The sequence below is a fragment of the Olleya namhaensis genome (assembly GCF_900114005.1).
In the GTDB taxonomy this organism is placed as follows: Bacteria; Bacteroidota; Bacteroidia; order Flavobacteriales; family Flavobacteriaceae; genus Olleya; species Olleya namhaensis.
In genome coordinates, this window is record NZ_FORM01000001.1 from 374,857 (window position 1) to 399,191 (window position 24,335).

Sequence of the window (24,335 nt, forward strand, 5' to 3'; positions counted from 1 at the left end):
TTTGAGCTTACCATAACATAAGTAGGTTAAGTTCATGGTAGATTTGGGGCAAAAAAGGAGAACTCTCGTTCTCCTTTTTTATTTGCCAAAAATTAAGCAAAACATACAATTTATAGCATAAAAAAAAGCAGATTCAAATGAATCTGCTTTTTCTATTTTATAAACGTTTTAAAGCTTATTTAGCTTCTGCGTAACGTCTTTCCACTTCGTTCCAGTTAATTACATTAAAGAAAGCATCAATATAATCAGGTCTTCTGTTTTGGTAGTTTAAGTAGTAAGCATGCTCCCAAACATCTAATCCTAAGATTGGAGTTCCTTCGCAAGTTACACCTGGCATTAATGGGTTGTCTTGGTTTGGAGTAGAACATACTTCAACCTTACCTCCTTTATGCACACATAACCAAGCCCAACCTGAACCAAATTGTGTTGCTGCTGCTTTACTAAAAGCATCTTTAAAAGCTTCAAAAGATCCGTAAGCTGCTTCAATAGCATCTTTTAAATCTCCTGACAAACGTCCTTTTCCCTCTGGATTCATAACTTCCCAAAATAATGAGTGGTTATAAAAACCTCCACCATTATTTCTAACAGCCATATTTTTCATATCTAAGTTAGCAAGAATATCTTCGATAGATTTTCCTTCTAAATCAGTTCCTTCTATAGCAGCATTTAATTTAGTTGTGTAACCGTTATGGTGCTTAGTGTGGTGTATCTCCATTGTACGTGCATCGATATTTGGTTCTAATGCATCATACGCATATTTTAATTTTGGTAATTCAAATGCCATGATTGTATGTTTTAAATATTAATATTCAATTTTATCAAAAATAAACATTAAAGCTTTCAATCAAAAATATTTAAGGACTCTATTAATTCTATTTAATAATATTTTAACACCAGAAATTAATTATTACAGATTGTTTTGAAATAAATTTAACAACCATAATATTGTTATTATCTTGTCTAAAATTAAAAATTAAATGTCTAAAACAACTCCTTTTAAAGTTTACGATGCCTCCGCAGGAAGCGGAAAAACCTTTGCATTAGTTAAGGAGTATTTAAAATTATTATTTACCGCAACTTACAACGATGGCTTCAAACAAATATTAGCTATAACCTTTACCAATAAAGCGGTTGGCGAGATGAAAACTAGAATTTTAGACACCTTAAAACAGTTTTCTGACCCAGAGATTAGCGCAGACACAAATGGGATGTTTAAAGCTATTACAGAAGAGTTAGCATTGCAACCAAAAGATGTCCATCAAAAAGCCATTGTTTTGCTAAATACAATCATGCATAATTATGCCGCTTTTGATATTTCTACTATTGATGGTTTTAATCACAAATTAATTAGGACGTTTGCACATGATTTAAAGATTCCGATAAATTTTGAAGTCGAGCTAGACACACCTTCTTTACTAAGTCAAGCTGTAGACAGTTTAATTGCTAAAGCTGGAACAGATAAAAAGCTAACCAAAGTGTTAATAGATTTTGCTCTAGAAAAAGCAGATGACGACAAGAGCTGGGATGTCTCTAGAGATTTTAACACCATTGCAAAACTTTTAATTAACGATAACGATTTACCACATTTAGAAAGCATAAAGCATAAAACGCTAGAAGATTTTAGTGGCCTGAAGTCGCAACTTATTAAACAGATTGCTAATCAAGAGGTGCTAATTGCAGAATTAGCCAACAATTTATTATCTGTATTTGAAGCCAATGGATTAGATCAAAAAAGTTTTTCTAGAGGAACGCTATTTAATCATTTTGTAAAGATTTCTAATTTAGAATTTTATAAAATTTACGACAATCAATTAGCAAATAACATAGCAGAAGGCAAACTCTACACAAAAACATTAGATTCCGCGAAAGCGCAAGCAATAGATCAGCTTTTACCGCAAATAGAAACCGTTTATCACAAAATAAAAACAACTGTTTTAGATGTCAAATTCTTAAGAGCGGTTTACAAAAATGTAACACCATTATCCGTCTTAAACGCTATTAATAAAGAGTTAACACTAATAAAAGAAGACGAAAACAAATTACTAATATCAGAATTCAACACTTTAATTAGTAAAGAAATAAAAAACCAACCGACGCCTTTTATATATGAGCGTTTAGGCGAAAAGTTTAGACATTATTTTATTGACGAGTTTCAGGACACGTCACAAATGCAATGGGAAAACTTGATTCCGCTAATAGAAAACACGCTTACCGGACAGAATCTAAAAGGAGAACAAGGAACCGCTATGTTAGTCGGTGATGCTAAACAGGCCATTTATAGATGGCGAGGTGGAAAAGCAGAACAGTTTATTGGCCTAACAAAAGAAGACAACCCTTTTCCTGTCGAAAAAGAAGTAGTAAGACTAGAATATAATTATAGGAGTTATAAAAATGTTATTGAATTTAATAATCAGTTTTTTGATTATTTATCGCAAACCAGCTTTAGCAGTCCTGACTATTCTGACTTATACAATAAGGCCAAACAAAAACCAGTAATAAAACATGAAGGCTATGTAAACCTAAATTTTCTGGACATACAAAGCGAAGATGATATAAACCAATTATATCCGGAAACTGTATTTGAAACCATAAACAAGTGTTTAGAAAACAATTACAACCTTAAGGATATTTGCATATTAGTTAGAAAGAAAAAAGAAGGTGTTGCAATAGCCGAATATTTAAGCGACAAAGGCGTGCGTATTACATCCTCTGAAACCATGCTTATCAACAACTCTGAGGATGTTAGACTTGTTGTAAATATTTTTAGATTACTAGTTAACCCTAATAATCTTGAGGTCAAGATTAAAGTCTTAGACTATATTGCTAGTCTAAATGCTATTGAAGATAAACATCAGTTTTTTAAAACACATTTAAATTTACCGCTCCAAGCGTTTTTTGAGAGCTTTAAGTTATTTGATATTGATTGTGACCCAACACAATTAGTTCAGTTGTCTTTATACGATTTAGCGGAAAGTATAGTGAGGGGATTTAACCTGACCAAAAAATCGAATGCCTATATCCAGTATTTTTTAGATATTATTTTAGAGTTTTCACAAAAGAAGATTTCGGACATCCCAGGATTTTTGGATTATTATGACACTAAAAAAGACAGTTTAAATATTGTATCGCCAAGTAACCAAAATGCCATTCAGATTATGACGATTCATAAATCCAAAGGACTAGAGTTTCCGGTAGTAATTTTCCCATATGCGCAATTGGAAATTTATAGAGAGATGGAACCAAAAGAATGGTTTCCGTTAGACCAAAGCCAATTTAATGGCTTTTCAAAAACACTAATTAACTTTAATAAAGATTTTGAAGACTTTGGTGACATAGGAGAATCTATCTATTTAAAACATAGATCGGAACAGGAATTAGACAACATGAATCTGTTATATGTAGCCTTAACACGACCAATCGAACAATTATATATAATTTCTAAAAAAGAAAACCAAACTAAAACCGGTGTTAAATTTGACAGTTACTCTGGACTATTAATGAATTACCTAATGCAACAAGGCTTATGGAATGATAGTCAATTAGAGTATAGCTTTGGACAGCAAAACCGTGAGGTAGTACCAGAAGAAAAGCCTGAAACAACTCAAGAAACAGAACAGTTTATTAGTGTTGCCAAGCAGGATCATGATATTAAAATTATCACCAAATCTGGATACTTATGGGATACAGAACAACAAAATGCAATTGAAAAAGGTAATTTAATTCATGATATTATGGCAGAAATTAATACTGAAAAAGAGGTGCCTGCCGTAATTAAAGATTATATCAACTCTGGAATTATTAATAAAGAACAAGCTTTACTATTAAAAGACACCATAAATACTATTATTAACCACCCAGAGCTCAAAGATTATTATAGCACAGAATACACTATATATAATGAACGTGATATTATCTCTAAATCTGGAACAATAATAAGACCTGACCGTTTAGCTATAAAAGATAACACAGCCACTATTATAGATTATAAAACAGGATTACCAGATCCCAAATACCAACAACAATTAGAAACGTATTCTGATATTTTAAAAGAAATGAATTTTACAGTAGACAAAAAAATACTGATTTATGTTAATGACGCTATAAAAATAGTAACGTATTAACATAAAAGAAAAATCACAACCATTATCTTAAAGAAAAACATTACTAAATTTGCAAAACTAAAATACGACATATGTACAGCAATATAAAAGAACATCTCCAAAAAGAAATACAAGACATAAAAGACAATGGGCTTTTTAAAGAAGAACGCATTATAACTTCTGCTCAAGGTGCAGAAATTACTTTAAACACAGGAGAACGTGTTTTAAACTTTTGTGCTAACAACTATTTAGGACTATCCTCACATCCAGACGTTATAAAAGCTGCACAAGACACAATGGATACTCATGGATTCGGGATGTCTTCTGTACGTTTTATTTGCGGTACTCAAGATATACACAAAACTTTAGAGCAAAAAATATCTGATTTTTATGGAACTGAAGACACAATACTATACGCTGCAGCATTTGATGCTAACGGTGGTGTGTTTGAACCTTTATTAGGAAAAGAAGATGCTATTATATCAGATTCTTTAAACCACGCCTCTATTATTGATGGTGTTAGATTATGTAAAGCAGCGCGCTATCGTTACAAAAATAATGACATGGCAGATTTAGAGCAACAACTAATTGATGCAAATAAAAATGGAGCTCGTTTTAAAATCGTCGTAACTGACGGAGTGTTTTCAATGGACGGACTTGTAGCACCTTTAGATCAAATAACAATCTTAGCAGAAAAATATGATGCTATGATTATGATTGACGAGTGCCACTCTGCTGGATTCATAGGAGAAACTGGTCGAGGTACTTTAGAAGAAAAAGGAGTAATGGGTAAAATTGACATTATTACCGGAACGTTAGGAAAAGCACTTGGAGGTGCGATGGGCGGTTATACAACTGGTAAAAAAGAAATAATAGAAGTACTACGTCAACGATCTAGACCGTATCTATTTTCAAATTCTTTAGCCCCAGCAATTGTTGGTGCTTCGATTAAAGTCTTTGATATGTTATCTAATGACAATACTTTACGTGACCAATTAGAAGAAAACACTGCTTTTTTCAAAAAAGGAATGAAAGCAGCAGGATTTGATATCATAGATGGTGACTCTGCAATTGTACCTGTAATGTTATATGACGCTAAATTATCTCAGACTATGGCAAACATGTTATTAAAAGAAGGAATTTATGTCATTGGATTCTTTTTCCCAGTAGTACCAAAAGATAAAGCAAGAATACGCGTGCAACTATCCGCTGCGCATACAAAAGAACAATTAGAAAAAGCCATTGCAGCCTTCATAAAAGTAGGTAAAGCACTGGAAATTATCTAGAAAGATTCTATAATAGATAAACAAAAGCACCAAATAATCAATATTTTTATATATTTGTCTTTGTTAATAATATATAACAACTTATTTTTGCTTTTAATTAACACTTAAAAATTAAACTTTTGAATATGAAAAATCTTAGCAGATTATTGTTCACAATGTTACTACTTACAAGTATGGGTAACGTTATGGCTCAAAATGAAAACAATCCGTGGGCAATCAACTTCGGTATTAACGCAGTAGATGTTTATCCAGTAGGAGAAAACATGCCTCAAGGAGATTACTTTGATGAGTTCTTCAATGCTGAAGATCACTGGAGTATTTTACCTTCTTTATCTACTATCTCTGTATCTAAGTATGTAGGAGACAACTTTTCAGTACAAGCTGGAGGTTCTTTAAACAGACTTACAAAATGGGGAGAAAATACTTCAAACCCTAGTTTAGGAGTTAGTGATTTAGCTTACTATGCACTTGATGCTAATGTAAGATACCACTTAGGAGAAGTTATTGGTTCAAAAAAATTAGATCCAGCTATCGGAATTGGTGGTGGTTACACATGGATTGAAGAAGGAACTTACAATACGTTTTCTACAGTAGCAGGTTCTAACAATGCTGTTGGAGCAGGAACTTTAAATGCTTCTTTAGGTTTAACTTACTGGTTTTCTGATAACATTGGTTTATTTGTTGAGTCTAAATATAAGCACTCTTTTGAAGACTACTTAACTAAGCATTTCCAACATTCTGCAGGTCTTACTGTAAGATTTGGAGGAACTGATACAGATGGTGACGGAATATATGACAAAAACGATGCTTGTCCTGATGTACCTGGATTAGAAGCTTTCAACGGTTGTCCTGATGCTGATGGTGATGGAATCGAAGATTCTAAAGATACTTGTCCTGAAGTAGCTGGTTTAGCTGAATTTAACGGATGTCCTGATACTGATGGTGATGGTGTTTCTGATAACAACGATGACTGTCCACAAGTAAAAGGATTAAAATCTTTAAAAGGTTGTCCTGATGCTGATGGTGATGGTGTAACTGACGCTAAAGATAAGTGTCCAAGTGAAGCTGGTCCTGCTGCAAACAGTGGATGTCCTTGGCCTGATACTGACGGAGACGGTGTATTAGACAAAGATGATAACTGTCCTAAAGTTGTAGGTACTGTTGCAAACAAAGGTTGTCCTGAAGTTGCTGCTGCTCCAACTCAAGTTGTATTAGACAAGTTAAATAGCTATGCTAAAACTATCTTATTTGATACTGGTAAATCTAGCTTTAGATCAGAAACTTTTTCTGTACTACAGTCTATTACTGCTATCTTAAAAGAATACCCAGAGTCTAACTTTACAATCGAAGGTCACACTGATAGTGTTGGAAGCAAAACTTCTAACCAAACTTTATCTGACTCTAGAGCTAACGCTGTAATGGCTTACTTAATCGAAAACGGAATTAGTTCTCAAAGATTAAACGCTTACGGATTTGGTGAAGATTACCCAATCGATAGTAACACTACTAAGGCTGGAAGATTTAACAACAGACGTGTAGAAGTTAAACTTAGAAAATAAGTTTAAACAAAACATTAAATTTTATAGAAAAACGCTTCGGGAAACCGAAGCGTTTTTTATTTTTATATAATGACAAACTTTATTCAAGACGTACTAATAGACCTGAAAAATAAACAAGCTAATTTTAGCGACCTTATTTTTATTTTACCCAGCAGAAGAGCTGGAGTATTTTTAAGACGTGAACTAAGTTTAATTTTAGACCAAACACTATTTGCTCCTAAAATAGTAAGCATAGAGTCTTTTGTAGAAGAGCTGTCTGAGCTAAAATCAGTATCAAATACAGAACTACTATTTCAATTTTACAACACTTATATTCAATTAACACCAAAACCTGAAAGAGAGGATTTTGACACGTTTTCAAAATGGGCTCAGATAATTTTACAGGATTTTAATGAAATTGATCGTTATCTGATTCCACAATCAAAAATATTTGACTATTTAAAAGCAATACAAGATTTAGAACATTGGTCATTAGAACCAAACCAAACAGAAGTAGTTACCAACTATCTAAAATTTTGGAACAAGCTTCCTATCTATTATAAAAACTTCACACAAAATCTAATAGAAAACAAGCAAGGCTACCAAGGCTTACTTTACAGAGAAGCCTTTAATAACATCAAAAACTACATTGATAATACAAATCAACAACATATATTTTTAGGGTTTAATGCCTTAAATGCTGCCGAAGAAAATATAATTCAAGATTTACTACGTGAAGATTTAGCATCGATTTATTGGGATACAGACCAATCCTTTTTAGATAACAAAATACATGATGCTGGATTATTTATTAGACAACATCAAAACAATTGGGAGCATTTTAAAACAGCACCTTTTAATTGGAAAAATAACCATTACAAAAGTCAGAAAAATATATCTGTCTTTGGAGTACCCAAAAATATTGGTCAAGCAAAAGCTATTGGATCTATATTACAAGATTTATCAACAAACGATCCTTCCTTAAAAAAAACAGCTGTAGTATTAGGAGATGAAAACTTACTTATTCCTGTATTAAATTCTATTCCAGAATCAGTAAAGACATTAAACATCACCATGGGGTTCCCTTTAAAATCAATCCCGCTAGCATCTTTGTTTGAACACCTTTTTAACTTACAAAAAAAGAACAGTTTAACCTATTACTATAAAGATGTAATAAGTATACTAACGCATCAATTTATACAACCACTGTTTAAAAATGGAAGTGCTATTGATTTGGTGGAGTTAATAAACAAAAACAATCTAGTTTATTTAACGGAAGCTGATTTAAAAGCTATTTGCAAAACAGAAGCGACGCTTTTATCCTTACTGTTTAGTAATTGGAATAACGATGCAAATACTGGCTTAAATAGCTGCTTTAAGCTTATAGCGACTATAAAAGAACACTTGTCTGAAGACAAAAAACAAAACCAACTAGGATTAGAGTATCTATATAGATTCAATACGTTGTTTAATGAGATATTGCGTCTAAACGATACCTATAAACACATCAAGGATATCAAAGGTCTTTATAGCATCTTTAAAGAACTACTAAGCTCAGAAACCTTAGATTTTCAAGGAGAACCACTACAAGGTTTACAAATCATGGGAATGTTAGAATCTAGAGTATTAGATTTTGAGACCATAATAATCTCTAATGTTAATGAGGGGATATTACCGTCAGGAAAATCCAACAACTCTTTTATACCGTTTGATGTTAAAATAGAAAACAAGCTACCTACTTATAAAGAAAAAGATGCGGTGTACACCTATCACTTTTATCACTTATTACAACGGGCTAAAAACGTATATGTACTTTACAATACAGAAATAGACACCTTAGTTGGAGGAGAGAAAAGTAGATTTATAAATCAATTGGAGTTAGAAAACATCCATAACATAAATCATAAAATACTCACACCAAAAGTTCCTAGCTATAAAAAAGAACTCGCTATAATTACAAAAACAGAAAGTGCCATTTCTCAGTTAAAAGAAATAGCACGTAAAGGATTTTCGCCATCATCCTTAACCAGCTACGTTAGAAATCCAATAGATTTTTATTACCAAAAACTACTAGGCATATCAGATCTAGAAGAAGTAGAAGAAACCATTGCGGCAAACACTTTAGGTACAGTAGTACATAACACCTTAGAACAATTATACCTACCATACAAGCAACAACTACTAACTGTAGATATTGTAAAAAGCTTAATCCCCCAAATAGATAAAAATATCACTGCCTTTTTCAAAGAAGAATACAAAGAAGGCGATATGACCAAAGGTAAAAACCTTATTGTTTTTGAGATTGCAAAACGCTACGTCCTTAACTTTTTAAACCTTGAAATTGAAGATTTAAAAAAAGGGAATACCATCAAAATAATTGACTTAGAAGCCGAAACAAATAATGTTGCTATCAAAATTGAAGGCTTAGATTTTCCGATACAATTAAGAGGAACAGTTGATAGAATTGACGAGTTTAATGGCGTTACTAGAATTATAGATTATAAAACGGGTAAAGTCGACCAAAGCAAAGTGTCTATAGTAGATTGGGAAGACTTAACATCAGATTACGACAAGTACAGTAAATCATTTCAAGTTTTAATGTATGCATACATGCTTCATAAAAAGAAGATCGCAGACCTGCCATTAGAGGCTGGTATAATTTCGTTTAAAAACTTAAGTGAAGGGTTGCTAAAATTTACTAAAAAAGATCAAATTAGAGGCGGAAACAAAGACACTTTAATAACAGAAGATACCCTAGTCGAATTTGAAATTCAGCTTAAAAAATTAATCTTAGAAATATTTGACCCAACTATAGATTTTATTGAAAAAGAACTATAATGACTAAAAAAAACCTAGTTTTAGATAGAAAAAACCAAAAACCAATTGTTTTTGATGTGTTTTACAACAAAACAAGTACACCAAAACCATTAGTTGTTTTTTGTCATGGCTATAAAGGCTTTAAAGATTGGGGCGCTTGGGATCAAGTAGCAGAGCAATTTAAAGACACTGGTTTGTTTTTTGTTAAATTTAACTTCTCTCATAATGGGGGTACAGTAAATCAACCCATAGATTTTCCCGATTTAGAGGCTTTCGCCGAAAATAATTACACAAAAGAATTACAGGATTTAGATGATATAATTACGTTTCTAATTTCGGATAAAAACCCACTATCTAACCAAATTAACACACAACATATTACAATAATTGGCCACTCTAGAGGTGGTGGTATAGCGACTATAAAAGCTAGCGAAGACAACCGTATTACTAAGTTAATTACTTGGGCAAGTGCTTGCGCCTTTGGAAAACGCACCTCCACAACCGGAGACTTAGAACAATGGAAAAAAGCAGGTGTAAAATATGTGCTAAATGGCAGAACAAAACAAAAAATGCCACATAACTATCAGTTTTATTTAGACTACAAAGCACATGAAGCAAGATTAAATATAGAAAACGCATGTAAACACATCGCTATTCCACACGCAATCATACATGCAATTGATGACCCATCAGTTAGTTTTGAAGAAGCAAAACAGTTACATAATTGGAACCCTAAAAGCACGCTATTAAGTCTTAAAAACAGTAATCACGTATTTAACGCAAGCCATCCTTGGAACAGTAATACATTACCAGAAGCACTTCAGACTGTTGTAACCGAAACCATTACTTTTATAAATACAAAAGCTTAAAAAGAACGGCATCTAAAATCTAATTGGAATTATTTCTATTTTAAACCACTAAGGACTAAAACGGGTAACGTTGACACATAAAAGTCTCTTTTAAGGATATTGTTTTTCTCCCATATCTTAGTAAAGAATCCTCTTTTACGTCTAACAACACACAATAAATCAGGATTAAAATCTTTATAGTGCTCTAAAACACCTTGAAAAGTTGTTGCGTTCTCACTTTCTTTTATAGTAGAAGCAATGGCTTTTAAATCGTCATTTACAAGTAAATCTTCATCGCTATGCATTGGTGTTTTTACTAACAGTAAGTTTACTGTAGCATTAAACTGTTTTTTAAAGCTCACTAACGGTGCTAAAGCATCTGTTTTATTAATAACAGCAGATTTTATAGCCATTAATATAGAATTAATAGACTTGTACTGATAGCCTTCAGGTACAATCAATGCTGGTATATTAGTTTGCTTAATAATCTTCCCAGATGTTTTACCTAAGTACACCTCATCTTTAATAGAGTTTGTTCTTGGTTCTAACATAATTAAATCAATATCTAATGTTTTACAAACCAACTCTAAAGTATCTACTAATTTACCTTTAAAAGTCTTTACAACAACCTGAACATTTTTAGTATTTACTTTAGCCACGTGATTGTTTAAAAAATCTAAACTTTCGCGTTCTAAAATATCATCTACTTTAATCATAGTTCCGGACTTAGTGTATACATTGTAAATTTGTACTACATACACTTTTGCGCCAAAAGCTTCGGCAAAATCAACTGCGTATTGTAAATGACTTTGTGCGTTTTTGGAAGACCCAACAGGAACTAAAATAGATTTCATATAAAGTAAATTTAGAAATCAAAAATACAGATTTTTATTCACAAAAACTTCGATAATCTTTTACGACCTTTGTAAAACCAATCTTAACGTCCATTTTGAGCACTTCTATTAGTTTAAAACACATAAATAAACTCGCAATTCCAGCCTTAATTGCAGGTGTATCAGAGCCTATTTTATCGTTAACAGATGCTGCAGTGGTTGGTAATGTCCAAAATAACCCAACAGAGGCTTTAGCTGCAATTGGTATTGTAACTACCTTTTTATCCATGTTAATCTGGATATTAGGTCAAACCAGAAGCGCTATTTCGTCCATCATATCGCAACATGTTGGGGCTAATAAACTAGATCAAGTAAAAGATTTACCAGCACAAGCTATTTTTTTAATCACATCGTTAAGCTTAGTAATTATAGCCACTACCTACCCTTTTGCTTCGCAAATATTTACGTTATACAATGCCTCAGATTTAATCTTAGACTATAGTATTGATTATTATAAAATCCGCGTATTTGGCTTTCCGTTTACCCTATTTGTAATTGCTGTATTCGGGACATTTAGAGGGCTTCAAAACACGTTTTACCCAATGATAATAGCTATAATTGGAGCAGGACTAAATGTAATATTAGACTTTGCTTTTGTTTATGGTATCACAGGATTAATAACCCCTATGCATATCAAAGGTGCTGCGTATGCAAGTGTTATTGCTCAGATTGTAATGGCTTTAATTTCGGGATATTTATTATTGACCAAAACAGCAATACCCTTGCGCATTACATTTCCGTTTAATAAACAAATTGGCAATTTTGCCATCATGATTTTAAACCTATTTATACGGACATTAGCACTAAATATCACGCTTTATTTTGCTACAAAATTCGCAACTGGATATGGTAAAAATTATATTGCAGCCTATACAATAGCCATAAACTTATGGTTTTTAGGGGCGTTTATAATTGATGGATATGCTAGTGCAGGAAATATATTATCTGGTAAATTACTAGGAGAAAAAAATTACGGAACACTGCTACAACTTAGCAATAAACTAATAAAAATAGGCATTTTACAAGGCTGTATGATTGCTGTTTTGGGTGCTGTTTTTTACTATCCTATTGGACACATATTTACTAAAGAGCCCGAAGTATTAAAGCAGTTTTACAACGTCTTCTGGATTGTTTTAGCCATGCAGCCCCTGTGTGCGTTAGCTTTTATATTTGACGGTATGTTTAAAGGACTAGGTAAGATGAAGGATTTACGCAACCTTTTATTACTATCTACTATCCTAGTGTTTTTACCAATACTTTTTATCGCAGATCATTATGATTTTAAACTAAAGGGTATATTTATAGCCTTCACCTTTTGGATTATAGCACGTGGTTTTCCGTTAATTATAAAATTTAGAAAACAATTTTCACCTCTTGCCCAAAACAACTAACTTTACCGCTTAATAAAAATATATGTTTTTAAGCTTATTACAACAAGTCAATATTGAAGAAAAAATCAAGAATGCTCCTGACGATGAATATCAGATAGGGATTCTTATAGGATCTTACCTTCCATTATTTGCATTAATTGTTTTGGCTTATATCCTATACAGGTACAACAAAAACAGAAACAAAGATCAATAACATTATGAGCGATTTAATTTTTCCCCTATTAGCATTATTTGTAATACTAGCGTACTTCTACAACAAGTTTCGTAACCGCAGATAATTAGCGCGTTTTTAGCCAACCAGTAATGCTTAATCTTTTAGTATTTACTGGTTTGACTTCGTGTTCTAAAATTTGACTTTCAAAAATCACCACACGACCAGGAAAAGGGTACACCACTTTTTCTACCTCCTGCCCATTATCATCTAAATACAATACCAATTCACCACCATTTTCAGGTTGCCAGTCTTCGTGGTTTAAATAACACACAAAAGACAGCTTACGTCTATCATCATTTTTAAAAGTATCTAAATGGCGTTTATAAAACGTTGCTTTAGGATAAATAGCATAATGAAACTCCTTATGTAAAATTCCTAAAAAACACGTTTTATTTAAATACCCAACCAGATCATTTATCTTATTAAAAAACAAGCCTTCCGCATAATTAGATTTAGCCTCTTCAATCCACAAAATCACATCACCTCTAATGGATTTAACAATTAGCTCATCAAATTTATTACCAATAGCAGCCTTCTTAAAAGCATCCTCCTCATGCTTCTCTAGTATAGACGCCCTTAAGGCATCAACTTCTTCAGTAGAGAAAAAATGGTCAACAATCGCGTATTTCTGTTTCCCAATATCGTCTATGATTTGCTCATAAAGCGGATTTTCAACAAAATCTAAAGCTTCAAAAAGCTGATTCATAGTACATTTATATTTAAAAAAGTGCGCAAATGTAACCTATTAACCATTCGCTTTTACAAATTCAATATCTTTGCACCCTAAATACTTTGGTTAATGAGCAATATTCGCATTACAAAACAATTCACTTTTGAGACAGGACACGCACTTTATGGTTATGACGGAAAGTGTAAAAACGTACACGGACACAGTTACAAATTAGATGTTACCGTAATCGGGACACCAATATCTGACTCCGATAATGCTAAATTCGGGATGGTTATAGATTTTACTGATCTTAAAAAAATAGTAAAAGAAGAAATTGTAGACGTCTTTGATCACGCCACAGTATTTAACAAAAACACACCACACGTCGAGCTTGCCAAAGAGCTAAAAGACAGAGATCACAATGTGTTATTGGTAGATTATCAACCAACCAGCGAAATGATGGTTATTGATTTTGCACAAAAAATAAAAAACCGCTTACCAAACGCAATCAAATTACACTCCCTAAAACTATCCGAAACCGCAACCAGTTATGCCCAATGGTATGCTAGCGATAATGGATAAATAATTAGGGCGTTACCACAAGGGTCGCGCTTTCCACTATATCTTTTTTGCGCATAAGCGCGCACAAAAAAGGATGCCGTATCAATCGCTAACGCAACCCTCAGCCAACACAAGGCATTATCAAGAATTAAGTATCTTTACAGCATGCAAATTCCAAAAGGAAAAAAAATATATTTCGCCTCAGACAATCATTTAGGCGCACCAACAAAAGCACTGTCTTTACCACGCGAAAAAAAGTTTGTCGCATGGTTAGACATGGTAAAAGAAGATGCAGCAGCTATTTTCTTACTAGGGGATATGTTTGATTTTTGGATGGAATACAAACGTGTAATACCAAAAGGATTTACAAGAACATTAGGTAAACTAGCTGAAATTAGTGACTCCGGAATCCCAATCTATTACTTTGTAGGTAACCATGATTTATGGATGGATGGTTATTTTGAAGAAGAATTAAACATCCCAGTTTACCACAAACCAAAAGAATTTACCTTTAACAATAAAACCTTTTTTATAGGACATGGAGATGGTTTAGGTCCAGAAGACAAAGGGTATAAACGCATGAAAAAAGTGTTTACCAATCCTGTTGCTAAATGGTTATTCCAACGTTTATTGCACCCAGACTTTGCTTTGCGTTTAGGACAATATATGTCCGTTAAAAATAAAATGATTTCTGGAGACGATGATGCTAAATTTTTAGGAGACGACAAAGAGTGGTTAGTACAATACTGCAAACGCAAATTAGAAACTAAACACCGCGATTACTTTGTCTTTGGACACAGACACTTACCATTAAACATAAACTTAGGTAACAACTCTAAATACGTTAATCTAGGCGATTGGATACAGTACTTTACTTATGGGGTTTTTGATGGCGAAAACATGGAGTTAAAGGACTATTAATCCTCCTTTTCATGGTCCTCAATATCCTTAGTTAAATCTAAGTTTCTTAACGTTTTATTTTTTGCTCCAATAGCAACTACTGTCAATAGCGTCATGACACCCCCAAAAATTACAGCTCTAGCAGCACCACCTAAATATTTGGCAGCAATACCGCTTTCAAAAGCACCAAGCTCATTAGACGACCCAACAAACATACTGTTTACTGATGCTACACGACCACGCATGTGATCAGGCGTTTTTAATTGTAATATGGTTTGACGTATTACCATAGACACGCCATCTGTTACTCCAGAAAAAAACAAGGCTGCAACACTAACCCAAAACAGTTCTGACATTCCAAAAATAATAATACAAATTCCAAAACCAAAAATAGAAATTAATAACTTTTTACCTGCATTTTTACTAACCGGTAAGTAGGTTGTAATAAACATAGTTAATATACTACCAATAGATATTGACGCATTTAAAACACCAAACCCTTTTGGTCCAACATGTAAAATATCTTGAGCAAAAACAGATAACAAAGCAACTGCACCACCAAATAATACAGCAATCATATCTAAAGACAAAGCCCCTAAAATAGCTTTATTATTAAACACAAACTTAAGTCCAACCTTTAAACTCTCCTTTACAGACTCACCAATATTAGGGTTTAAAATAGGCTTCTTTTCTATCTGAAACGTGATAACAAAAGCTAAAGCCACTAACACAAACACAATACACAATGTGCTAGCCACACCAATCCATCCTATAAAAAAACCTCCAAATAATGCTCCTAAAACGGTTGCTGCTTTCCAAGTACTACTACTCCAGGTCGCCGCATTAGGATAGATTTTTTTAGGAACCAATAACGCTATTAAAGAGAAAATAGTAGGACCAAAAAACGATCGTAAAAAACCTCCAAAAAAGACCAAAGCATAAATACAGTATAAAATAGTATTGGTTTCCCAATGGCCAACAACCGTATCCCAAGTCAATAAAAACAAGCCCAAACTAATTAAAGAAAATGCTGCGATACATAGCGCTAACAAATTTCGTTTTTCTCTTTGGTCTACAATATGACCTGCAAATAAAGCCATAGTAAAAGCAGGAATAATTTCCATTAATCCAATTAACCCTAAATACAAGGGATCTTTAGTTAAAGTATACACCTCCCACTCAATAACAATAAACTGCATGGACCAACCAAAAACTAAGGCAAATCTTAATAATAAAAAGATATTAAACTCTCTTATTCTTAATGCTGCGTATGGATCATTTTTAGCCATATTACTCTTTTAAATCTCTTAATTTTAATTGCAAAGACACATTGCCTTGCCAATGATTTTCGTCTACAGAATAGACCGCTTTAAAACGTTTTCTATCTTTTATAAGGTTTAATTTATCGCCTAAATTAAAACCAATACACACAAATTTTTCTCTACCAGATTGCGTCACTGTGCATCTAATATGCTTATCGTCTTCTCCTACACATTTTCCATAACCAGTGTCTTTTAAATCTTCCGACATAAAAATAGGTGTCATGTTTCCAGGTCCAAAAGGTGCAAACTGTTTAACAATACGCCAAAATTTATCGTCAATAGCACTTAGTTCTAAAGTGGTATCAATTTTAATTTCTGGTGTTAATAAATTTTTATCTATTGTTTTGGAAACCTCATCTTCAAACGCTTGTTTAAAGGCTTCATAGTTTTCTTCTTTAAGCGTTAAACCTGCAGCATACATGTGCCCTCCAAACTGTTCGATATGCTCACTACAAGCCTCTAAGGCATTATAGACATCAAACCCAGAAACGGATCTTGCAGAAGCTGCTAATTTATCTCCACTTTTAGTAAACACTAATGTTGGTCTGTAATACGTCTCTATTAATCTTGAGGCCACAATACCAATAACCCCTTTGTGCCAATCTTCTTGATACACTACAGAGGTTAGTCTTTGTTCCTCTTTGTTTTCTATTATTTGTGCTAACGCTTCAACCGTAATGGTTTTATCAGTTTCGCGTCGGTCTGTATTAAATTCTTCTATCTCTTCAGCATAAGTAACCGCTGTATCAAAATCAACTTCAGTTAATAAGTCAACCGCATATTGTCCATGTTTCATTCGCCCTGCAGCATTAATACGTGGCGCAATAGTAAACACAACATCCGTAATAGTTAACGTGTCTTTTTTAAGCTGATTGATAATAGCTCTAAATCCAGCTCTCGACTTTTGATTAACCACTTTTAATCCGTGGTATGCCAAAATCCTATTTTCCCCAGTAATGGGAACAATATCGGCACCAATTGCTGTGGCTACTAAATCTAAATATGGCAGTAAATCGGCAATAGTTTCACCATCTTTTCCTGCTAAGGCTTGGATTAATTTAAATCCAACACCACAACCACATAACTCTTTATAAGGGTAATTACAATCGGCTTGTTTAGGGTCTAAAACAGCGACAGCGTCTGGCACAACTGCTCCTGGTCTGTGGTGATCACAAATTATAAAATCTATGTTTTTTGCTTTCGCATAAGCGACTTTGTCTACCGCCTTTACTCCACAATCTAATGCTATAATAAGACCAAAATCATTGTCTTCCGCAAAGTCAATTCCTTTATAAGAAACCCCATAACCTTCGCCATACCTATCAGGAATATAAGTCGCAACTAAAGGTGTTTTTGTTTTTAAATACGATGACATCAATGCAACAGAAGTCGTGCCATCGACATCATAATCGCCATATACCAATATATTTTCATTATTAGCAATAGCGTGCTCTATTCTAATCACAGCTTTATCCATATCCTTCATTAAATACGGATCATGCAAATGGTCTAAGCTAGGTCTAAAAAAAGATTTAGCATCCTCAAAATTTTCAATGCCACGCTGTACTAAAAGAGACGCAATGGGTGCATCAATTTGTAAACTATCTGCTAAAGAATTAACAGTTTCAGGATTGGGTTTTGGTTTTAAGGTCCAGCGCATGTAGTGGATTTAGAATAAAAATTAGACTCTTTTCTAAGTAAATAATATTATTTATTATGAAAATGCACATTAGTTTTAACTTCCGCAAATCGTCTAAACATCTCCATAACACCACAGTATTTTTCAACTGATAATTGTACTGCTCTATTTATTTTTTCTTCATTTAAATCCTCACCAGTAAAATGATAATCTAAAATTACGGTATGGTAATATTTAGGATGCTCGTCAGTTAACAAACCTTCAACCTCCATTTTTAAATCATAGGTATTAATTTTCATTTTATCTAAAATAGACACAACGTCTAATCCAGAACAACCCGCTAAGGATGATAGCATTAAGGCTTTAGGAGACAATCCTTCTCTCTCTTTACCTTCTACATCTGTATCCATTAAAACATGGTGACCACTTGGGTTATCAGAATCGAATAACATGTTTCCTTTCCAATTGGTTGTAATTTTATGCGACATAATTGAATATTTTTTCGTTTATTGATATCAATCAAAAATACTACTTAAAAACAAAAAACAATGCCTTTAATAACACCTTTAACAGCAGATCACGATTTAGAAACTAAAGAACTGGCAACATTCTTTAACGAGACCCTTGGATTTTGTCCAAATTCGGTTTTAACCATGCAACGTAGACCTGCTATTAGTAAAGCCTTTATCAATTTAAACAAAGCGGTTATGGCTAATGAAGGTCGTGTAACCTCAGCTTTAAAACGAATGATTGCATGGGTAAGCAGTAATGCTACAGGTTGTCGTTATTGTCAAGCACACGCCATTAGAGCTGCCGAGCGTTATGGAGCAGAACAAGAGCAATTAGATAACATCTGGGAATACAGAACACACCCTGCTTTTAATGATGCAGAGCGTGCTGCTTTAGATTTTAGCTTAGCTGCTAGTCAAGTACCAAATGCTGTTGATGGCGACATTAAAACACGTTTACACGACCATTGGGATGAAGGAGAAATTGTAGAAATGCTTGGTGTAATCTCTTTGTTTGGATACTTAAACAGATGGAATGATAGTATGGGAACAACCTTAGAAGAAGATGCTATTGATAGCGGAAACCAATACTTAGGCAAACACGGTTTTGAAGTTGGAAAACACGTATAATTTAAAGCTTATTTATAATTATTATATATCAAAAACCTTACTAGAAATAGTGAGGTTTTTTTATTAAATAGTCTTTTTAGTTAACGGATTTTTATTAAAATGTAACCCTTCAAAACCTGTTTTAATAAAGTTTCTGATATTTTGGTGACCTGTTCCATTGGGATCGTTTAAAACCTCATCAAAATAATACTGCCCAAAACAAGCCAAGGTTTCGGTTTTAGATAAAGTTTCTGCTTTTGCAAAAGCAAACACTTTACATGATCCCGAATTTTCTCCTTCAGCATTTTGCAACAAACCATTTGTAAAAGCTGTTGGTTTAAAATCAAAATACGTATCTACTACTTGCAAAGTTTCCGCGAAAGCGATTGTATTTGGGGTGTTTTTTAATTTAAATTTAAACGCTGTTATAGTCATCGTTATGTTATGCTCTGATTTTATTTACTTTTTCCGCCTACCACAATTACAATTTCACCTTTAGGTGGCTTATTAGTGTAATGTTCTAAAACTTCTTTGGCGGTACCGCGAATCGTTTCTTCGTATAATTTAGTTAATTCTCTAGAAACAGAGACGGGTCTGTCTTCTCCAAAATACTCACAGAAATGACCTAAGGTTTTGATTAACTTATGCGGACTTTCGTAAAAAATGATGGTTCTGGTCTCTTCGGCTAATAGTTTTAATCTTGTTTGGCGTCCTTTTTTTACGGGTAAAAAACCTTCAAAAATAAATTTATCATTTGGAAAACCACTATTTACTAATGCGGGTACAAAAGCAGTTGCCCCTGGAAGGCAATCTACCTCAATACCATGTTCTACACACGCTCTAGTTAGTAAAAATCCCGGATCAGAAATGGCTGGCGTACCTGCATCACTTATTAGAGCAATGGTTGTTCCTGCCTTTAATTTTTGCACCAAATTATCCACCGTTTTATGCTCGTTATGCATATGGTGGCTTTGCATTTGTGTACCGATTTGGTAGTGTTTTAATAACTTCCCAGAGGTCCGTGTGTCTTCTGCTAAAATTAAATCGACGTCCTTTAAAACCTCTACAGCTCTAAATGTCATATCCTTAAGGTTTCCAATTGGCGTTGGAACTATGTATAATTTACTCATATTTTAACTCAATTCTTATTCAAATTTACAATCTTTTTGAGAGAGTTGAAGCAACCTTTTTGTAAATTAGACATCTATTAATAAACCAACCAACCATGAAAAAATCATTTTGCTTACTTATTTTTTGTTTTTCGTTATTAATGAGTAACGCACAAACAACAGATTTATCCATAGTAGTTGCTGCACAAGACCTAAATGGAGTGTCTGTTTCTCAAGTTAATATTTATGAAGATTTTCAATATATTATTACCGTTTTTAATTCAGGAGCAGCTGTAAATAACGCTACGTTTTCTCAGTCATTAAACTCTAATCTAACGGTTTTAAGCACTATTAGTCAAAACCAAACTGGAGGTGCTAGTGCAATTACATCCATAGCTTTAGCGGGGAATGTATTATCAGGCACAATCAGCAGCTTACCTTCTAATAGTAGTGTGCAACTTAAAGTGACTGCAAAAGCACCTCTAACACCAGGAGGTATTGCAACAAACACAACTGTTGTTGCACCTGACGGCACTGCAGATAGCGACCTATCCAATAACACATCTGTTATATCTATAGATATTGTTGAGTTACCAATAAACTTTACTGTTGATTATAATCAGATCTCACCAGTTAGTGGTACTTCAATAACGGATTGGAATCAGACAATAACCTATCAATTTACTATTACAAACAATAGCGCAGTCCCGTTTCCGTTACAGCAATTTAAAAACAAATTTAACAATCCTTTTGCCCCATTAATTGGTGTACCCAGAATACAACTTAATAGTCTAAACTGTATTAATACTACTTCTGGAATGACATGTCCAGACACCTCCACTTCAGGAGGTGCGGTGACTGACGTAACATCATCAGATTATTTATTTAGTTTTAATACACCCATAGAATTCCCTGCTGGAGGTGCACTAACTTTTGAAATGGAAGTTCTTTTTTTAGAGCCTACTTGCGCTACCGAGCTTGAAAACTTGCAATTATCTAGTTTTATTGAACTTTCACTTTCTCCTTCTAACATTAATCAGTCTTCAGATACTTCTAATAGTATTACTAATCTTTTACCTCAAGGTATCCTTTGTGATATGGCAGACTTATGTATATCTACTGAGCAAACTAATCCTGGCCTTTCAACAGACCTTGATTGGAACGAAGAAGTCACTTTTGTTACTACAATTTGCAATATGGGTCCCGAAGATGCATACATGCGCTTTTTTCTTCAAAATATACAAAATATAAACTTCAATACCGCTTGGGATATTATATCTATAAATTGTGACACCACAACAGGTCCTATTGCGTGTAATGATTTTACACTAACGGATCAAGGTCAATTTTGGGGAAGCAATGAGTTTATCTTACCCGCTAATACTACAATTACTGTAACTACAGTGGTAATATTTTTAGAACCTGACGATTGCACAACACAACTAGAAGACAATTCAATAATACACGTAACGAGTGGCGTAAACTTACTAGAAAGCACTATTATTGATCCAAATATGGATAATAATATCGATAGTGACCATTTGCTATTACCACCGCTTGAGGTTTGTAACCCTGAAGAAATTGTTAAACTTAGCGTTACAAAAGCACAAGTAAGCCCAGAATTACCAGCCGGCTCATCTCCTGCTAATACCATTGAATGGGAACCAATAACTTATCAAATTGTCGCTACCAATTATAGTAACGTTGATTCTGTAATAGCTCTCAATGATTATATTTCAGAACCTTCTTCTGGAACATTAATTTCTGTAAATTGTATTGAAACTACAGGAACAGCTACTTGTTATGATATTGTCAATGCAAACATTGGTGTATTTCAAGACGGTATTCCAGATTCGGGAATAAATGATGTTTTTTGGGAAATTACGCCAGAAGAAAATGTTACGCTTCCTGCACAAAGCTCAATAACATACGAAGTCGTAATAGAATGGCAACCTGCATGTAGTACAAACGCGATTGCGGTAACTAATAACGTTGAAATAAGCAGTGTAAACGAACCCAACGAGCTTTTCCTAGATGACAACACAGACTCCGTGTCAACCTATCTTGCATCATGTATTGATATTCTAGTTCAAACGTATCCTCAATCAACTTCTGTTGGTGTTAATACTGCTTTTAATTGGATAATAGACATTACTAATAGTAATACAAGCTCTAACGCAACAAACATTGCTTTTGAAGATATATTAGGTCCTCAATTTATAATTAACGGGACGCCATCTTGCTTGGTTAGCACAGGCGTTGCTACTTGCGTACCTTCCTTTACTATTTCTGGTAATACCATTTCTGGTACTATTGCAAATATGGAAGCTGGTTCTACATTACAAATAATAATACCCGTTATAGCACCTAGTTATGGAGGTGCTTTTACAAATTCAGCCGAAGCAATAGCAAATATTGACGAAAACAATGAGCTTACACCCGAGACTAACTTATCAATAAGCAACATGCAAGTTATTGCTCCAAGGGTACAAAAAACCTTTACTCCAAACCAAATTATTTCTGGTCAACAAAGCATATTGGAATTTACAGTGTTTAATATTGCTGAAAACACTGCACAATCAAACATAACGTTTACAGATAATTTACCCGCAGGACTAACTGTAGCTGGACCGATAACGTGGACTAATAGTAATGGATGCACAGCAACATTTACTAGTACAATAGGCGGTACTGTTGTTGAAGTATCTGATTTAACCATCCCTGAAGGTATAGAAAGCTGTAGTTTTTCTGTTGTAGTAACCTCCAACATAGATGGCGTTTACAATAATAACACCACTAATTTTAGTGATCAAAATAATATTGATAGTACTCAAGCTAATGCCACATTAACTGTTTTAGAAGACACCAGTAATGTTGATATTCAAATATTAAAATCAGTAACACCAACCCAATCGTCTATTGGAGAAGAAGTAGTTTTTACTATTAATGCAACTAATGTTGGAACGACAGAAGCTACAACCATTTTAATTTTTGAACAGCTACCTTTAGGTTACCTTTTGATAAGCGCCAATACTAGCTTGGGTAATTATGACACCGCTTCGTTTTTATGGAGTTTAAGTAACTTACAGCCTAATCAATCGGAGAGTTTAACTATTACTGCACAAGTAATTTCATCTAACAACTTATTAAATACCGCCTCTTTAAGTGAAGTTTTAGAAATTGACAGAGATGAAACAAACAATGAGGATTCAGCAGAAGTAACAGTCAGTAATTGTCTACAAATCCCTAACGGATTTTCTCCTGGTAATGATGCGATAAACGACACCTTTGTTGTTCCATGCATTGAAGACTATCCAAATAACAGTTTAAATATTTACAATAGGTATGGCACCTTACTTTATCAAAGTAACAATTATATAAATAATTGGAACGGAATGCCAAATAAAGGCCCTTTTAATCAAAACAAAGTGCTACCAGTAGGATCTTATTACTATGTTTTAACTATTCCAACAATAAACACCCCTTTTACAGGTTACATTTATTTAAACTATTAATTTGTTTTTTTGACGCACATCTTTACCCAAAAAATAAGACACTAACACTATAAAAATAGTATAAAAAGACATCCCAAAAAGACCATGTCCTGCATTGTAATGCGCAACAGTAGCTAATATGACATCAAAGAAAAAGCCTGCATAAGCCCATTCTGTGAGCCAAGCACTTTTACGCCATAAAATCATGACAACACCTAAAACTTTAATAATAGCTAAAGGAATTACAATATAAGTCGGATAGTTTAAACTTTTAAAATAGCCTTCTATCATTGCTGTATTGAAAAAGTACATTTGAGCCGAGTACAAAAACATGGCGCAAACCAAAATTGTACTAACCCAATATAATATGTTTTTTATAGATGTTTGTTTCATGTAATTATTGTGTGATTTTTAATTATTTTAAGCAGATACTTG

General features: G+C 33.6%; 20 protein-coding genes. 11 read left to right on the plus strand and 9 right to left on the minus strand.

Annotated features, from left to right (window positions below; genetic code table 11):
* Positions 1 to 175: 175 nt before the first annotated feature.
* Complete coding sequence (locus BMZ09_RS01615) at positions 176 to 784, minus strand: superoxide dismutase (RefSeq protein WP_090836898.1); 609 nt, start codon at positions 782 to 784, stop codon at positions 176 to 178.
* A gap of 193 nt (positions 785 to 977) precedes the next feature.
* Between BMZ09_RS01615 and BMZ09_RS01620 the strand changes: the two genes are divergently transcribed.
* The 5 genes from BMZ09_RS01620 (at position 978) to BMZ09_RS01640 (ending at position 10,610) form a co-directional block, all read left to right on the plus strand.
* Positions 978 to 4,121: a UvrD-helicase domain-containing protein gene (locus BMZ09_RS01620; protein WP_090836900.1), complete on the plus strand. Its 3,144-nt coding sequence runs from the start codon at positions 978 to 980 to the stop codon at positions 4,119 to 4,121.
* A 71-nt stretch (positions 4,122 to 4,192) separates the two neighbouring features.
* Positions 4,193 to 5,386, plus strand: a complete 1,194-nt coding sequence (gene kbl, locus BMZ09_RS01625; RefSeq protein ID WP_090836902.1) for a glycine C-acetyltransferase — start codon at positions 4,193 to 4,195, stop codon at positions 5,384 to 5,386.
* A gap of 125 nt (positions 5,387 to 5,511) precedes the next feature.
* On the plus strand, positions 5,512 to 6,945 hold the full coding sequence (locus tag BMZ09_RS01630; protein ID WP_090836903.1) for an OmpA family protein: 1,434 nt from the start codon (positions 5,512 to 5,514) through the stop codon (positions 6,943 to 6,945).
* A 69-nt stretch (positions 6,946 to 7,014) separates the two neighbouring features.
* Positions 7,015 to 9,762: a PD-(D/E)XK nuclease family protein gene (locus BMZ09_RS01635; RefSeq protein WP_090836905.1), complete on the plus strand. Its 2,748-nt coding sequence runs from the start codon at positions 7,015 to 7,017 to the stop codon at positions 9,760 to 9,762.
* Positions 9,762 to 10,610 carry an alpha/beta hydrolase family protein gene (locus BMZ09_RS01640; protein ID WP_090836906.1) on the plus strand — a complete coding sequence of 283 codons (849 nt, stop codon included), beginning with the start codon at positions 9,762 to 9,764 and terminating at the stop codon, positions 10,608 to 10,610. Before BMZ09_RS01635 ends, BMZ09_RS01640 begins: the two co-directional genes overlap by 1 nt.
* A gap of 35 nt (positions 10,611 to 10,645) precedes the next feature.
* Here BMZ09_RS01640 and BMZ09_RS01645 read toward each other — a convergent pair whose 3' ends face one another.
* Entirely contained in the window at positions 10,646 to 11,443 is a 798-nt protein-coding gene (locus BMZ09_RS01645) for a universal stress protein (protein WP_090836908.1), read from the minus strand.
* 95 nt (positions 11,444 to 11,538) lie between these two features.
* On the opposite strand from BMZ09_RS01645, the gene BMZ09_RS01650 reads away from it, so the two are divergent.
* Entirely contained in the window at positions 11,539 to 12,873 is a 1,335-nt protein-coding gene (locus BMZ09_RS01650) for an MATE family efflux transporter (protein WP_090836909.1), read from the plus strand.
* Between the two features lie 22 nt (positions 12,874 to 12,895).
* Positions 12,896 to 13,066 carry a hypothetical protein gene (locus tag BMZ09_RS16125; protein WP_177183495.1) on the plus strand — a complete coding sequence of 57 codons (171 nt, stop codon included), beginning with the start codon at positions 12,896 to 12,898 and terminating at the stop codon, positions 13,064 to 13,066.
* Between the two features lie 85 nt (positions 13,067 to 13,151).
* On the opposite strand, the gene BMZ09_RS01655 is transcribed toward BMZ09_RS16125, so the two are convergent.
* Positions 13,152 to 13,793 (minus strand): 2OG-Fe(II) oxygenase, encoded by a 642-nt coding sequence (locus BMZ09_RS01655; RefSeq protein ID WP_090836911.1) that lies wholly within the window; start codon positions 13,791 to 13,793, stop codon positions 13,152 to 13,154.
* A gap of 93 nt (positions 13,794 to 13,886) precedes the next feature.
* On the opposite strand from BMZ09_RS01655, the gene BMZ09_RS01660 reads away from it, so the two are divergent.
* Positions 13,887 to 14,339: a 6-pyruvoyl trahydropterin synthase family protein gene (locus tag BMZ09_RS01660; RefSeq protein ID WP_090836912.1), complete on the plus strand. Its 453-nt coding sequence runs from the start codon at positions 13,887 to 13,889 to the stop codon at positions 14,337 to 14,339.
* Positions 14,340 to 14,483: 144 nt separating this feature from the next.
* A complete protein-coding gene (locus tag BMZ09_RS01665) occupies positions 14,484 to 15,239 on the plus strand; it encodes a UDP-2,3-diacylglucosamine diphosphatase (protein WP_090836914.1) in 756 nt (251 codons plus the stop codon).
* On the opposite strand, the gene BMZ09_RS01670 is transcribed toward BMZ09_RS01665, so the two are convergent.
* The 3 genes from BMZ09_RS01670 to BMZ09_RS01680 are packed head-to-tail and all read right to left on the minus strand — an operon-like array spanning position 15,236 to position 18,667.
* Complete coding sequence (locus BMZ09_RS01670; protein WP_090836915.1) at positions 15,236 to 16,507, minus strand: MFS transporter; 1,272 nt, start codon at positions 16,505 to 16,507, stop codon at positions 15,236 to 15,238. The two genes, BMZ09_RS01665 and BMZ09_RS01670, sit on opposite strands and share 4 nt — an antisense overlap.
* A gap of 1 nt (position 16,508) precedes the next feature.
* The gene (gene recJ / locus BMZ09_RS01675) at positions 16,509 to 18,200 is read right to left on the minus strand and encodes a single-stranded-DNA-specific exonuclease RecJ (RefSeq protein WP_090836917.1); all 1,692 of its coding nucleotides are present in this window, start codon (positions 18,198 to 18,200) and stop codon (positions 16,509 to 16,511) included.
* Positions 18,201 to 18,247: 47 nt separating this feature from the next.
* Positions 18,248 to 18,667, minus strand: coding sequence for an OsmC family protein (locus tag BMZ09_RS01680; protein ID WP_090836918.1), 420 nt, complete (start codon positions 18,665 to 18,667; stop codon positions 18,248 to 18,250).
* A gap of 60 nt (positions 18,668 to 18,727) precedes the next feature.
* Between BMZ09_RS01680 and BMZ09_RS01685 the strand changes: the two genes are divergently transcribed.
* The gene (locus tag BMZ09_RS01685) at positions 18,728 to 19,318 is read left to right on the plus strand and encodes a carboxymuconolactone decarboxylase family protein (protein ID WP_090836920.1); all 591 of its coding nucleotides are present in this window, start codon (positions 18,728 to 18,730) and stop codon (positions 19,316 to 19,318) included.
* Between the two features lie 63 nt (positions 19,319 to 19,381).
* On the opposite strand, the gene BMZ09_RS01690 is transcribed toward BMZ09_RS01685, so the two are convergent.
* Together BMZ09_RS01690 and rsmI are read right to left on the minus strand one after the other, a co-directional pair.
* Positions 19,382 to 19,732, minus strand: a complete 351-nt coding sequence (locus tag BMZ09_RS01690; protein ID WP_090836921.1) for a HopJ type III effector protein — start codon at positions 19,730 to 19,732, stop codon at positions 19,382 to 19,384.
* Positions 19,733 to 19,752: 20 nt separating this feature from the next.
* Positions 19,753 to 20,427: a 16S rRNA (cytidine(1402)-2'-O)-methyltransferase gene (gene rsmI / locus BMZ09_RS01695; protein ID WP_090836923.1), complete on the minus strand. Its 675-nt coding sequence runs from the start codon at positions 20,425 to 20,427 to the stop codon at positions 19,753 to 19,755.
* 95 nt (positions 20,428 to 20,522) lie between these two features.
* Here rsmI and BMZ09_RS01700 point away from each other — a divergent pair, with 95 nt between their 5' ends.
* A complete protein-coding gene (locus tag BMZ09_RS01700; protein ID WP_090836925.1) occupies positions 20,523 to 23,921 on the plus strand; it encodes a DUF7933 domain-containing protein in 3,399 nt (1,132 codons plus the stop codon).
* Here BMZ09_RS01700 and BMZ09_RS01705 read toward each other — a convergent pair.
* Complete coding sequence (locus BMZ09_RS01705) at positions 23,910 to 24,293, minus strand: DoxX family protein (protein ID WP_090836927.1); 384 nt, start codon at positions 24,291 to 24,293, stop codon at positions 23,910 to 23,912. The two genes, BMZ09_RS01700 and BMZ09_RS01705, sit on opposite strands and share 12 nt — an antisense overlap.
* Positions 24,294 to 24,335 lie beyond the last annotated feature (42 nt).